Annotated in this window: 15 protein-coding genes and 1 tRNA gene; 8 read left to right on the forward strand and 8 right to left on the reverse strand. The window is 52.4% G+C overall.

Features of this window, described 5'->3' with window-relative positions; all coding sequences use genetic code 11:
• From thiM to FDX03_RS05585, 3 genes are all read left to right on the forward strand, one after another.
• The coding region (thiM, locus tag FDX03_RS23080) for a hydroxyethylthiazole kinase (RefSeq protein WP_249357000.1) at positions 1-517 on the forward strand (517 nt) is incomplete at its 5' end.
• Complete coding sequence (gene thiD, locus FDX03_RS05580; protein ID WP_137345578.1) at positions 514-1,314, forward strand: bifunctional hydroxymethylpyrimidine kinase/phosphomethylpyrimidine kinase; 801 nt, start codon at positions 514-516, stop codon at positions 1,312-1,314. The genes thiM and thiD, both read left to right, overlap by 4 nt.
• A gap of 51 nt (positions 1,315-1,365) precedes the next feature.
• Positions 1,366-2,112 (forward strand): GntR family transcriptional regulator, encoded by a 747-nt coding sequence (locus FDX03_RS05585; RefSeq protein WP_137345579.1) that lies wholly within the window; start codon positions 1,366-1,368, stop codon positions 2,110-2,112.
• Here FDX03_RS05585 and FDX03_RS05590 read toward each other — a convergent pair.
• The 3 genes from FDX03_RS05590 to FDX03_RS05600 are packed head-to-tail and all read right to left on the reverse strand — an operon-like array spanning position 2,086 to position 5,326.
• Positions 2,086-3,051, reverse strand: a complete 966-nt coding sequence (locus FDX03_RS05590) for a PfkB family carbohydrate kinase (RefSeq protein WP_137345580.1) — start codon at positions 3,049-3,051, stop codon at positions 2,086-2,088. The genes FDX03_RS05585 and FDX03_RS05590 overlap by 27 nt on opposite strands.
• Positions 3,048-4,052 carry an ADP-ribosylglycohydrolase family protein gene (locus FDX03_RS05595; RefSeq protein ID WP_137345581.1) on the reverse strand — a complete coding sequence of 335 codons (1,005 nt, stop codon included), beginning with the start codon at positions 4,050-4,052 and terminating at the stop codon, positions 3,048-3,050. Before FDX03_RS05595 ends, FDX03_RS05590 begins: the two co-directional genes overlap by 4 nt.
• Positions 4,049-5,326 carry a nucleoside permease gene (locus FDX03_RS05600; protein WP_048211198.1) on the reverse strand — a complete coding sequence of 426 codons (1,278 nt, stop codon included), beginning with the start codon at positions 5,324-5,326 and terminating at the stop codon, positions 4,049-4,051. Before FDX03_RS05600 ends, FDX03_RS05595 begins: the two co-directional genes overlap by 4 nt.
• 252 nt (positions 5,327-5,578) lie before the next feature.
• On the opposite strand from FDX03_RS05600, the gene fbaB reads away from it, so the two are divergent.
• Positions 5,579-6,631: a class I fructose-bisphosphate aldolase gene (gene fbaB / locus FDX03_RS05605; RefSeq protein ID WP_005129139.1), complete on the forward strand. Its 1,053-nt coding sequence runs from the start codon at positions 5,579-5,581 to the stop codon at positions 6,629-6,631.
• Positions 6,632-6,652: 21 nt separating this feature from the next.
• Here fbaB and yegS read toward each other — a convergent pair whose 3' ends face one another.
• Positions 6,653-7,552 (reverse strand): lipid kinase YegS, encoded by a 900-nt coding sequence (gene yegS / locus FDX03_RS05610; protein WP_061068138.1) that lies wholly within the window; start codon positions 7,550-7,552, stop codon positions 6,653-6,655.
• A 229-nt stretch (positions 7,553-7,781) separates the two neighbouring features.
• Positions 7,782-7,869 (reverse strand) — tRNA-Ser (locus tag FDX03_RS05615).
• A 236-nt stretch (positions 7,870-8,105) separates the two neighbouring features.
• Between FDX03_RS05615 and ghrA the strand changes: the two genes are divergently transcribed.
• The 4 genes from ghrA (at position 8,106) to FDX03_RS05635 (ending at position 11,060) form a co-directional block, all read left to right on the forward strand.
• Positions 8,106-9,044, forward strand: coding sequence for a glyoxylate/hydroxypyruvate reductase GhrA (gene ghrA, locus FDX03_RS05620; RefSeq protein ID WP_040230648.1), 939 nt, complete (start codon positions 8,106-8,108; stop codon positions 9,042-9,044).
• Between the two features lie 116 nt (positions 9,045-9,160).
• A complete protein-coding gene (locus tag FDX03_RS05625) occupies positions 9,161-9,898 on the forward strand; it encodes a phosphatase (RefSeq protein ID WP_048211201.1) in 738 nt (245 codons plus the stop codon).
• 23 nt (positions 9,899-9,921) lie between these two features.
• Positions 9,922-10,476 (forward strand): molecular chaperone, encoded by a 555-nt coding sequence (locus FDX03_RS05630; RefSeq protein ID WP_137345582.1) that lies wholly within the window; start codon positions 9,922-9,924, stop codon positions 10,474-10,476.
• Between the two features lie 101 nt (positions 10,477-10,577).
• On the forward strand, positions 10,578-11,060 hold the full coding sequence (locus tag FDX03_RS05635) for a DUF1097 domain-containing protein (protein WP_048211203.1): 483 nt from the start codon (positions 10,578-10,580) through the stop codon (positions 11,058-11,060).
• A gap of 45 nt (positions 11,061-11,105) precedes the next feature.
• On the opposite strand, the gene csgG is transcribed toward FDX03_RS05635, so the two are convergent.
• The 3 genes from csgG to csgE form a co-directional block, all read right to left on the reverse strand.
• The gene (csgG, locus tag FDX03_RS05640; protein WP_048211204.1) at positions 11,106-11,939 is read right to left on the reverse strand and encodes a curli production assembly/transport protein CsgG; all 834 of its coding nucleotides are present in this window, start codon (positions 11,937-11,939) and stop codon (positions 11,106-11,108) included.
• A 25-nt stretch (positions 11,940-11,964) separates the two neighbouring features.
• Complete coding sequence (gene csgF / locus FDX03_RS05645) at positions 11,965-12,378, reverse strand: curli production assembly/transport protein CsgF (RefSeq protein ID WP_005129126.1); 414 nt, start codon at positions 12,376-12,378, stop codon at positions 11,965-11,967.
• Positions 12,379-12,403: 25 nt separating this feature from the next.
• A partial coding sequence (csgE, locus tag FDX03_RS05650; protein WP_137345695.1) for a curli production assembly/transport protein CsgE occupies positions 12,404-12,773 on the reverse strand: 370 nt, incomplete at its 5' end.

Raw genomic sequence — 12,773 nt, forward strand, 5'->3', positions numbered from 1 at the left:
GGCGAAAACCCCCTGGACGCTCGATCCCGTTGCCGTGGGCGCACTGGCGTTTCGTCGTCGCTTCTGTCTGGATTTACTGGCGCTACAGCCAGCGGCTATTCGCGGTAACGCCTCAGAAATCCTTGCGCTGGCGGGGATGAACGGAGTGGGGCGCGGTGTAGACACGACTGATACGCCAGCGGTAGCCCTTCCGGCAGCACAAACACTGGCACGCCAGGTTGGAACCATTGTCGTGGTGACCGGCGAAGTTGACTATGTTACCGATGGTCAGCGTACCGTCTGCGTGAGCGGCGGTGACCCGTTGATGACGCGCGTAGTGGGCACCGGCTGTGCATTGTCAGCGGTAGTCGCAGCCAGTTGCGCCCTGGAGGGCGACCGGTTGAATAATGTTGCTTCTGCCTGTAGCTGGATGAAGCAAGCCGGACAACGCGCCACTGAACAATCGACGGGACCGGGAAGTTTTGTTCCGGCATTTCTCGACGCTCTCTATAACCTGAACGCCCAGGAGCAAGCATGAAACGGATTAACGCATTAACGATCGCCGGAACCGATCCAAGCGGTGGCGCGGGTATTCAGGCCGATTTAAAAACCTTCTCGGCGCTTGGCGCATACGGCTGCTCAGTTATTACCGCGTTGGTGGCACAAAATACGCGCGGGGTGCAGTCGGTGTATCGCATTGAACCTGACTTTGTTGCTGCACAGTTGGACTCGGTGTTCAGCGATGTGCGCATTGATACCACCAAAATCGGCATGCTGGCAGAAACCGATATTGTCGAAGCCGTTGCCGAACGTTTACAGAGTCATCGGGTACAAAACGTCGTACTGGATACGGTAATGTTGGCAAAAAGCGGCGATCCGCTATTGTCTTCCTCTGCGGTTGAAACGCTGCGTACCCGTCTGTTACCGCAAGTGTCGATTATTACCCCTAATCTGCCGGAGGCGGCGGCGTTGCTCGGGGCATCGCATGCCCGAACGGAGCAGGAAATGTTAGAGCAGGGGCGCGCGTTGCGGGCGCTGGGCTGTGAGGCGGTATTAATGAAAGGGGGTCATCTTGATGATGAGCAAAGCCCTGACTGGCTGTTTACCCGCGATGGCGAACAGCGTTTCACCGCGCCAAGGGTGGTGACAAAAAATACGCACGGAACAGGGTGCACGTTGTCAGCAGCGCTGGCGGCACTGCGTCCACGCCATGTTAACTGGGCTGATACGGTACAGGAGGCTAAGTTGTGGCTCTCTGCGGCGCTGGCGCAGGCGGATACGCTGGAAGTGGGCGGGGGGATTGGTCCGGTGCATCATTTCCACGCGTGGTGGTGATGAGCAGAAATGGTATACTGGCTGCAGAAACGGCTGCCAGGAAAAAGATAAATGGAACAAGCGCATACCCAGCTTATCGCGCAACTGAATGAACGTATTTCAGCGGCGGACAACACGCCGCTGTATATGAAATTCGCTCAAACGGTTAAGAACGCCGTGCGCAGTGGGATCCTGGAGCATGGCAATATCCTGCCTGGCGAGCGCGACCTCAGCCAGTTGACCGGCGTTTCACGCATTACGGTGCGCAAAGCGATGCAGGCGCTGGAAGAAGAGGGGGTGGTGACGCGTGCGCGTGGCTACGGGACGCAAATCAATAACATCTTCGAGTATTCGCTCAAAGAAGCGCGCGGTTTTTCACAACAGGTAGTGTTACGCGGTAAAAAGCCGGATACGCTGTGGGTGAATAAACGCGTGGTGCCCTGCCCGGAAGAGGTGGCTCAGCAGTTGGCCATTGCTGTCGGCAGTGAGGTCTTCTTGCTCAAGCGAATTCGCTATGTTGATGAAGATGCTGTGTCTATTGAAGAATCATGGGTACCCACTCATCTTATCCATGACGTGGATGCCATTGGCGTTTCCCTGTACGACTATTTCCGCAGCCAGCATATCTTTCCACAGCGCACACGCTCACGCGTTAGCGCGCGGATGCCGGACGCCGAGTTTCAGTCACATATCCAGATGGACAGCAAAGTGCCGGTACTGGTGATCAAGCAGGTAGCGCTTGATCAGCAGCAACGGCCTATTGAATACAGTATCAGTTACTGTCGAAGCGACCTATACGTCTTTGTGTGCGAGGAGTAACGCCTCGCGTGAGGGGGCGCAGTCGCCGCCGCGGTGACCCACCACCCAGGATGCTACTGCATTGCCAAGCAGGACGGCATCGCCCAGCGACCAGCCTGATGCCAGCCCAGCCAGCATGCCGCCGGCGTGGCTGTCACCTGCGCCAATGGTGTCAACGACCGCCGTTGCAAATGCCGGTACGCAGCCAGATGTCTGTGCGCTGAAATACCATGCGCCGTCTTTATCGTGACGCACGACCACCGGTGCGGTGAAACGCTGCACCCATTCTGCGCCAAAACCTTCCACATCCTGACTCAATGCAAATCGCTCGGCAGCAATTTCCGCCTCCTGACGATTAAGTGACACCAGCGGACGGCAGGCCATAATTCGTACCAGTAAGGGCTCGGGAATGTCGCCGATGCGCGGGCCAAAATCGATAAACGGCGTCACCTCTTCCAGACCTTCCAGCCACTGCACCAGCAATTCACCGCACGGGGATGCCAGCTGATAACCCGAGAGATACACCAGGCTATGACGCGGGATATCCAGCTGTGCCAGCCAGGCGGCATTCCACTGATTCTCAACGCCGCTAAAGGACATAAATGTGCGTTCACCGTCTGGCTCTACCAATGCCAGACACCAGCCGTTATCGCCTTCGGCATTATCGATCAGGCTGTGCAATCCTTCTTTCGCCATACGGTTGCGGATAATATCGGCCCACACGCCCTGACCCAGCGGTAACGCATTGCTGGCCTCGATACCTAAACGTTTAAGCGCCACGGCAATATTGAGCGCGCAGCCGCCAACGTTCACGCCTTGCTGTTTGAGTTCGATATCACAGCCTCGCCAGGGAAGGGCATACGCATCGGCAATCACATCAATCACCGCCGCACCCACCACCGTTACTGGCCGCTGTGTACGTAACTGCGAGAGAAGTTGTTGCAGACGCGCGGTGCTCATAGCGCCTCCCGCTGCTCACGCAGGCGCAGTAATCCACTGGCGTAGCGGATAAAGTCCAGCTGATTTACCGCATCAAGCTCATGTTTCAATGCCGGATTAATCGCGCTTACGCCGTGTAGCGCACCACAAATAGCGGTTGCCATTGCCCCGATGGTGTCAGTGTCGCCGCCGAGGTTCGCGCACAGTACGGCACAGCGGTTAGGATCGGTCTGCGCCAGTTCGACCATGGCGATGGCGCAAGGTACGGATTCAATCGTACTGGTTCCAGCCCCCACCACCTGATACAGCTGCTCACTGGCAGACTCAAAGCCGTCGGCGTTACGGACGATTTTCAGCGCCAGTTCAAGGCGTGCACAGAGAGACGCGCTGAAGGTGGTGATCCGCTTTTGCTGGGCATGACGGGCAATGGCAGGCAGCGCGTCGACAATCTCTGACCATTTTCCGCCATCAATGGCGCGTGATACCGCCCACGCGACCACAACTGCGCCAGCGATAGCCAGATCCGATTTATGCGTCGGGCTGGAGGCCAATGCCACATCATCAATAAACGCATCAAGATTGTCTGTCGGTAGCAGACATCCCAATGGCGACACGCGCATAGCCGCCCCATTGGTGACACCGTTGTTTTCCAGTTCGGCGACGGGTTTGCCGTCGCGAATGGCGTTTAGGGCAATTTTTGAGGTCGGGCCGAGCACGTTTTTATTGAAGGCATCAAAGCGCTCTGCCCAGGCCAGAATATTGCGACCAATGACGTCGGGTACAATTTCTCCGTCGCACTCAAGCAGGGCATCTGCCAGACACAGCGCCATGGAGGTGTCATCAGTGAACTCCGCCTGGCTGAAATAGCAGGCGGCATTATTCTCCGCCGGACCGGGCAAAAAACGGTCGATCCAACCGAAGTGAGCTTTTACCCGGGTTCGTGGCCACAGTTCCGACGGCATACCCATCGCATCCCCTAACGCCTGCCCATAAAGAGCACCGAGAATACGTTCTGCTTTCATTTAATTTCCCCTTGTTGCAATACGATATCGCGGTCGTCCACCTTAATGGCGGTGATTTCTTTGTCTGACTCGCGAAAGAAAATCATAAACAGCACGGCGATAACGGCGATCATGATCGCGCCAAATCCCCACATGCCAGCCCAGTTAAAGGTGAGGCCATTCACCGGCTCTTTATAAGCAAACATTTTTTCCATCATCACCCCACCCAGGCGGTAGCCGAGCAGGCTGCCGAATCCCTGACAGCAGAGAGTGATTAACCCCTGCGCAGCGGTACGCATGTGCACTGGCGCTTTTTTATCGACATAGATGTAGGCCGTAACGTAGTAGAAGTCGTAGCTAACGCCATGTAGCAGAATGCCGAGAAATAGCAGGGCGTAGGTGAAATATTCTTCCGCGCCGCCGTAAACAAAAAATCCGTAGCGGATCGCGGCAGTGATAAGACCAAGCAACAGTACCTTTTTAATGCCAAAGCGTTTGGTGAAGAACGGCAGTGCCAGCATGAAGAAAATTTCAGAGAACTGGCCCAGCGTCATCCAGCCGGTCGCATTTTTCATCCCAACTTCTGTCAGGTAGCCGTTGGCGAAGATGTAGTAAAACGCCAGCGGCATGGCAAACAGAAAAGAGCAGAAGAAAAAGACCAGGAAGTTCTTATCACGCAGCAGGATCAGCGCATCCAGACCCAGCATGACTTTGAAATCCATCTTGCCGGTACTTTTCGGTGGTGTATCCGGTAAAAAGAAAGCGAAGATACCCAGTAACGCGGAACTCGCGGCCGTAATGAGCAGCGGAATGTTGGTCGGTGAAATGTCGTTATAGCCGAGCATTTGCGGTAAGAACCCGCAAGCCAGGCCGGAAGCAATCCAGCCGATCGTGCCCATTACGCGAATGCGCGGAAAATCACGTTCGACATCCGGGACGTTGGCGAAGGCGATACTGTTGGTTAGTGCAATCGTCGGCATATAGGTGAGTGAATACGCCAGCAATAGCGGAAAGAATCCGCCGAACGTCGTCTGCTGCGCTGCAAAATACATCAAAATCGCGCCGACAAACATCAGCACTGCCAGTACTTTTTGCGCAGAGAAAAAGCGGTCAGTGATCGAACCGACGAAGATCGGGGAGAGGATCGCGGCAATGGCGGTACAGGCATAAGACCAGCCAATTTCACCAGCAGTAAAGCCGCTTTTACTCAGCCAGAGCCAAAGCGGCACAAACCAGGCGCCCCAGATAAACCACTCCACAAACATCATGAACGACAGCTTAACTGTAGTTTTCATCTTTAAATCCTTCATGACAGGTAAGGTACGTCTGGATAGTACCATTCAATAATACCTTTTAAATACCTTTATGGTCTAAATTTGACCGCTGTATCATTTTTTGATGCCTGAATCGAGCCAGCGGAAATCGCTGAAAAGTGCGCTAAAGATGGAAAAAATGCGCAGTCAGTACCAGGCTTATTGCTGCCCGCCATCAGGCGGGTCAGGACAATCCACTTCCGAGATCAAATCGGAACTTACGGGAGCATAGCTATGACTGATATTGCGCAGTTGCTTGGCAAAGATGCCGACAACCTTTTACAGCATCGTTGTATGACCATTCCTTCTGACCAACTTTACCTGCCAGGACATGATTACGTCGATCGCGTGATGGTTGACAATAACCGTCCCCCCGCCGTGCTGCGTAATATGCAGACGCTGTACAACACCGGACGGCTCGCCGGGACCGGTTATTTGTCGATTCTGCCTGTAGACCAGGGTGTGGAACATTCTGCTGGGGCATCGTTTGCCGCAAACCCGCTGTATTTTGATCCGAAAAATATTGTTGAGCTGGCGATTGAAGCGGGCTGCAACTGCGTCGCATCAACCTATGGCGTGCTGGCGTCTGTTTCCCGCCGTTATGCGCATCGCATTCCATTCCTGGTGAAAATTAACCATAACGAAACGCTTAGCTACCCGAATACCTTTGACCAGACGCTGTATGCCAGCGTGGAGCAAGCGTTCAATATGGGCGCGGTCGCGGTGGGGGCAACCATTTATTTTGGTTCAGAGGAGTCGCGCCGCCAGATTGAAGAGATCTCTGCAGCCTTTGAGCGCGCCCATGAGCTGGGTATGGTGACGGTACTGTGGGCCTATTTGCGCAACTCTGCGTTTAAGAAAGACGGTGTGGATTATCATGTTTCGGCTGATTTGACCGGGCAGGCAAACCATCTGGCGGCAACTATCGGCGCGGATATCGTTAAACAGAAAATGGCGGAGAATAACGGCGGGTATAAAGCGGTTAACTTCGGCTATACCGACGATCGTGTCTATAGCAAGCTGACCAGTGATAACCCGATTGACCTGGTGCGTTATCAACTGGCGAACTGCTATATGGGACGCGCCGGACTCATTAACTCCGGTGGTGCGGCCGGCGGAGAAACCGATCTCAGCGATGCGGTACGTACCGCGGTGATTAACAAGCGTGCCGGTGGCATGGGGTTAATTCTTGGACGTAAAGCGTTCAAGAAAACCATGGCTGACGGCGTGAAGCTGATTAATGCCGTCCAGGATGTTTATCTGGATAACAAAGTCACGATTGCCTGATGTCAGTAGAGTGCCGTCGGATTAGCGCAATAATGGGCAACCCGGCGGTAGCCTGCAGCGCAGGGCTGCAGGCAGGATTTCAACATGAAACTCTTGCCCGCTGAGCGGTTCACCATCCAGATTGAAGGTAATTTCATGTGGCGCACGGATATCAAACCATGATGATGTGCCATCAATGATATTCGGATTGTCTTCGGACTGAGTTATCGCCGATAGCAGTGCCGGAATCAGCTCCTCACCGGTAAAGATTCGCAGTTGCAGCAGGCCGTCATTAATGAGCGCTGTCGGGCAAAGTTGCTGTCCACCACCGGCCTGACGCCCATTGCCAATACCAATCACCAGCGCGTCCCCCTGCCAGTGAAAGTTTTCGCCGCGAATTTCGCAACTGTCTGGCTTCAGCGTATCCATGCGCATTAACCCGTGAATAAAGTACGACACACCGCCAAGGGCGGCTTTGAGTTTCTCCGGTGTTTCGGTGGTGATCCGAGTACCGAACCCTCCGGTCGCCATATTGATAAAGCAGGTTTTATCGTTGACCTGCGCCATATCAATCTCTACCGAATTCCCGGCAATGGCCAGCTTTAATGCCTTGTCCAGCGCTTCAGGAATGCCAACGCTGGTAGCAAAATCATTTGCCGTTCCCAATGGCAAAATCCCGAGCGCCGGAACATTCTCCCCCTGACAGTGGATCAGCGCAGTGGATACTTCGTTGATGGTACCGTCACCACCGCCGGCAATCACCGTTGCTACGCCCAACCGGAGCGCTTCATCAACGTAACGTTGTGCATCGCCTTTTTCCCAGGTCACGCGAACATGGATTTCGACACTCTCATTGCGCAGTTGAGCAATAGCGTCACGCAGGGGAAGGTTATCAGCACTTTTTCCATTCAGGATCAGTAAGCTGGCCGGGAATGCTATCATCCTGTTGCCTCACTTTTATCGTTTTAACTAGTGTATGTCAGGAATGCATATATGGCGTAGGAACTGACTGAAAGCGAAGATCCATCGACGGGTTCTGAGGGCGGTTGATAGTCTGTATGGGACAGAGGCGAAAAAAAGCCCGTACCCCGGTCCGGGCTTCTCATCCCCGCCAGACTGTGCAACATGCGAAAAAAAAGCCCGTACATGCGTACGAGCTCTTTCTCGAATATGGCGGTGAGGCGGGGATTCGAACCCCGGATACGTTGCCGTATACACACTTTCCAGGCGTGCTCCTTCAGCCACTCGGACACCTCACCATATTGTTGTTCCTGTACTGCTGGAACGGGCGCTAATGTAGGGGAAATACCGCCCCGGCGTCAATCTACTTTTTCAAAAAAACGTGCATTTACACAAACTTCAAGCAACATGGGGCTTAAATGAGCGGGAATTGTTTTTTTTGCCAGCACTCTGAAATTTGCTAATCTGATGTTCCCTCGGAAAATGATGATAATAAGTGCGAGAATGTTCCGCATAACAATGTTCAGGAGACAATATGGAAATAATTTTCTATCACCCTACATTTGATACGGCCTGGTGGGTAAAGGCGCTGACGAAAGCCATCCCTGGCGCTAACGTTCGCGAGTGGAAAGCGGGTGATAATGCCCATGCCGACTATGCGCTGGTCTGGCATCCGCCGGTTGAAATGCTGGCAGGGCGAAAGTTAAAAGCTGTCTTTGCATTGGGAGCCGGAGTGGACTCCATCCTCAGTAAGCTTAAAGCACACCCGGAGATGCTGGATACCTCGATTCCACTTTTCCGTCTGGAAGATACCGGTATGGGTCTGCAAATGCAGGAGTATGCGGTGAGTCAGGTGTTGCACTGGTTCCGCCGCTTTGATGACTATCAGGCATTAAAATCCCAGGCGAAGTGGCAGCCGTTGCAAGAGTACACCCGTGATGAATTTACCATCGGCATCATGGGAGCTGGTGTATTAGGGGCTAAAGTGGCAGAGAGCCTGCAGGCATGGGGGTTCCCACTGCGTTGTTGGAGCCGTACCCGTAAATCCTGGCCTGGTGTGGAAAGTTTTGCGGGCACCGAAGAATTGAGTGCATTTTTAAGCCAGACGCGTGTGCTGATTAATCTTCTGCCCAATACGGCAGAAACGGTAGGCATTATTAATGCCGGACTGTTGAATCAATTACAGGATGGAGCCTATGTGCTGAACCTGGCGCGTGGTGTTCATCTCAATGAAGACGATCTTCTGGCATCGTTGGATAGCGGAAAACTGAAAGGTGCGATGCTGGATGTCTATAGCCGAGAACCGCTACCGGAAGACAACCCATTGTGGAAACACCCACGTGTGGCGATGACGCCGCACATTGCTGCGGTAACGCGCCCAGCGGAAGCGGTGGATTATATTTCTCGTACAATCCTGAGCCTGGAAAGTGGAAAAGCGGTTACCGGTCAGGTCGATCGCGTTCGGGGTTACTGATATCAATGTCAACCCGGCCAGCGCCGGGTTTCGACTAAATACAACCCGAATTATTTAGGGTATTAATGGCGGCGATACCTGCTATCCTTGACGGAAAACGACTACAGGAGAGAGTTATGTATCCCGTTGACCTGCATATGCATACCGTTGCCAGCACCCATGCCTACAGCACCTTAAGTGATTACATCGCTGAAGCTCATCGCAAAGGCATCAAGCTGTTTGCCATTACCGATCATGGACCGGACATGGCGGATGCGCCTCATCACTGGCACTTTATTAACATGCGTATTTGGCCGCGTGTTGTAGATGGCGTAGGGATCCTGCGCGGAATTGAGGCGAATATTAAGAATATAGAAGGTGAAATTGACTGCTCAGGGCCGATGTTTGACTCACTCGATCTGATTATTGCAGGCTTCCATGAGCCGGTTTTTGCACCTCACGATAAAGACACGAATACCCAGGCGATGATCGCCACGATGGCGAGCGGCAATGTGCATATTATCAGCCATCCAGGAAATCCCAAATATCCCGTCGATATCACTGCAATTGCACAGGCGGCGGCAAAATATCAGGTCGCGCTGGAAATCAATAATTCCTCGTTTTTGCATTCGCGTAAGGGCAGTGAAGATAACTGTCGCGCTGTGGCTGCGGCAGTACGTGATGCAGGTGGCTGGGTGGCCCTGGGTTCAGATTCCCATACCGCATTCACGTTGGGAGAGTTCGGTGAATGCCGTAAGATTCTGGATGATGTGGGCTTCCCGGAAGACCGAATTCTGAACGTTTCACCAAAACGCTTGCTGTCGTTTCTGGAATCGCGGGGCATGGAGCCTATCGCGGAATTTGCTGAACTTTAATTGTTACTAACTGGAATATATCAATGAACGAGTTTTCTATCCTGTGCCGTGTACTGGGCTCGCTGTTTTACCGCCAACCGCAGGACCCTTTACTGGTTCCCCTGTTTACCTTGATTAGCGAAGGTAAACTGTCTGCTAACTGGCCACTGGAACAGGATGAGCTGTTGGCCCGTTTGCAGAAAAGCTGTGATATGCCCCAGCTTGCTGCAGATTACAACGCGCTGTTTGTCGGGAAAGAGTGTTCAGTGCCGCCTTATCGTAGCGCCTGGGTAGAAGGGGCGAAGGAAGCGGATGTTCGTGCATTCCTGTCTGCGCGTGGAATGCCGCTGGCGGATACACCAGCCGATCATATTGGTACCTTGTTGCTGGCGGCATCCTGGCTTGAAGACCAGTCCGCAGAAGATGAGAGTGAAGCACTGGAAATCTTGTTTGTTGACTACCTGCTTCCCTGGTGCGACACGTTCCTTGGTAAAGTTGAGGCGCATGCGAATACCGCTTTCTGGCGAACTATGGCGCCACTGACGCGCGATGCAATTAGTGCAATGTGGGATGAATTACAGGAAGATACAGACGAATAAATGTGATTTAAGTCACTATATACTGCAACGAGATTCATCATCTTGCATGAATTGTGTGCACGATCTCATTACCATGCCGTTTTTCTGCTAAGATGCGCGGCATGAACATACTTCTCTCTATTGCAATCACAACGGGCATTCTCTCCGGACTCTGGGGATGGGTGGCCGTTTCTCTTGGTTTACTCAGTTGGGCTGGCTTCCTGGGCTGTACAGCCTATTTTGCCTGCCCACAAGGTGGACTGAAAGGGCTGTGGATCTCGGCGTGTACGCTGCTAAGCGGTGTGGTGTGGGCGTTGGTGATTATTAATGGTAGTGCACTTGCCCCGCATATGGACATCCTTGGCTATGTCATGACGGGAATTGTCGCATTTATGATGTGTATCCAGGCAAAGCAATGGCTGCTTTCATTTGTGCCAGGCACGTTTATTGGCGCATGCGCAACGTTTGCAGGGCAAGGGGATTGGCAACTGGTTGTGCCGTCTCTGGCGCTAGGTCTGGTATTCGGCTATGCGATGAAAAACAGCGGATTGTGGCTGGCATCACGTCGCGAAAACCCGGCTTCATCCACGCTGACCAGTAAATAAAAAAAGCGTGAGGGCTTCCTCACGCTTTTTATTCTCTCTTTAGTATCAGGACTCTGGAGGTACCGACATATGGCGGTATTTGACCAGAATGTCGTTATCAACTTGTTTCTTATCCTGCAAATCCCACAAGCCGCGATCGATACCGTCATTTATCAGGAAGATAACGCCAGTTTCAATGGCTGACATCAGGCAAAGCATGACCGGTTCGTTAGAGGTATAACCAATTTCCCCTTCCAGAAGCCGTTGGTAGTCAATGAAACGGAATACCCCTGCCTGCACTTCATAAGACAGGATGGTTTTACTGGTATTGACCGAAGAAAGGATCTCACCGGTACTGACGTTAACTACGCGCAGGTTTACCGCTATCTGGTCGAGTTGATATTGCGTATCGGCACCAATACCGAAATAACGCGCGCCGACACCACCTGATTTAACGTTGCTTTCATAGCCGATGATTGAACCTTCCACCATCACGTTAGCTGCGGTTAATGATTGCAGCGGAATTCGGTTGTTAATGGCAACCGTGCCGTTTTCCTGTGCCGCACGGATGATTTTTCGTTCGTTCAGTAAGTTCTGTAATCCCTGACGCTCCAGCGGGACGAACCAACGCGAATCTTTCAGCGCGGTAACCAGCATTGCCGTGGCACTTTGCGGTACGGCAGTGGAGAAGTTACTTGCCGGATAAGGTTTAAACTGACCAGTTTCATCCTGGATATTGTAAACCGATACAAAGATTTTACCCGTAGGCATCGGGAGATGCGTCAAGTCTTTGTAACTTTGGGCGCGAGGCATTAATGTCGGTTTAGCGGCTTCTTGCGGTGGGGACGTTAAGCATCCGCTGAGTAAAAATACTGCAACCATTATAAGTAAGCGCTGCATGATTTTTTCCTTTCGTGGCTATGGCTTAGAAATCGGTTGACTGTGTTTGTAAACCCGACACTTCGATCGTTGATGTTTTTCCCGATTTCCTGTCGGTAACATTCAATTGCAGCTGCCCGTCCCGGTTAGCGATATCAATGATAAAATCATTGGTCACCATTCTTCCCGGCTTACCGGTATTAATGTTGGTGAGCAGGCCGCCGAGAATTTGTGACTGAATCGCCTGAGTAAAGTTATCCAGTGCTGACGGTGTTTCAATTCCGTAATCGCTATAGCTCGGATCTTTATAGGAGTTCTGCGCCTGAGCGCTGTTCAACAAAAAAGCGCCGTTATTCGGGTTGCCACCAAAGTTTGGATTTCGGAACTGGAACGTCATGTTTCCGGCCCAACTTAATGGTGAAATTAGCATGAGCAAAACCACTGCATGTTTGACACGCATGAAAGCCTCCGGACAAAATCATGTTTTAGAATTCATCGCGCGCTAAATCGCTCGTGCTTAATAGTGTTTGATCTATTTGCCGGCGATTTAATGCTTCCTCAGTTTGTGCCAATGCGAAGACGACAATTTTGTCGAAGTCTCTTTTCGTGGGGAATAAAAAAGTCTGGAAGATAACGTCCTGATTGACCGTTATGGTGATCCAACTTCCCCAACGCGCACTGGGTCTTTCATTGATAGTTAAATTTCCTGTGTACTCACTTTCCCACTTGTCACTAAATGCACGATAAAAATCATGCCCGATTGAAGAGACAGTGTGGTCAGTTAACAGTCCGGGAACCTCCACTTCTACGCTTGTAGCCGCGTGCAAATTCCCGGCAGCAAAGAATAAATTTGCT

Origin of the sequence: Citrobacter sp. wls827 (assembly GCF_005280875.1) — a bacterium.
Lineage (GTDB): Bacteria > Pseudomonadota > Gammaproteobacteria > Enterobacterales > Enterobacteriaceae > Citrobacter > Citrobacter youngae.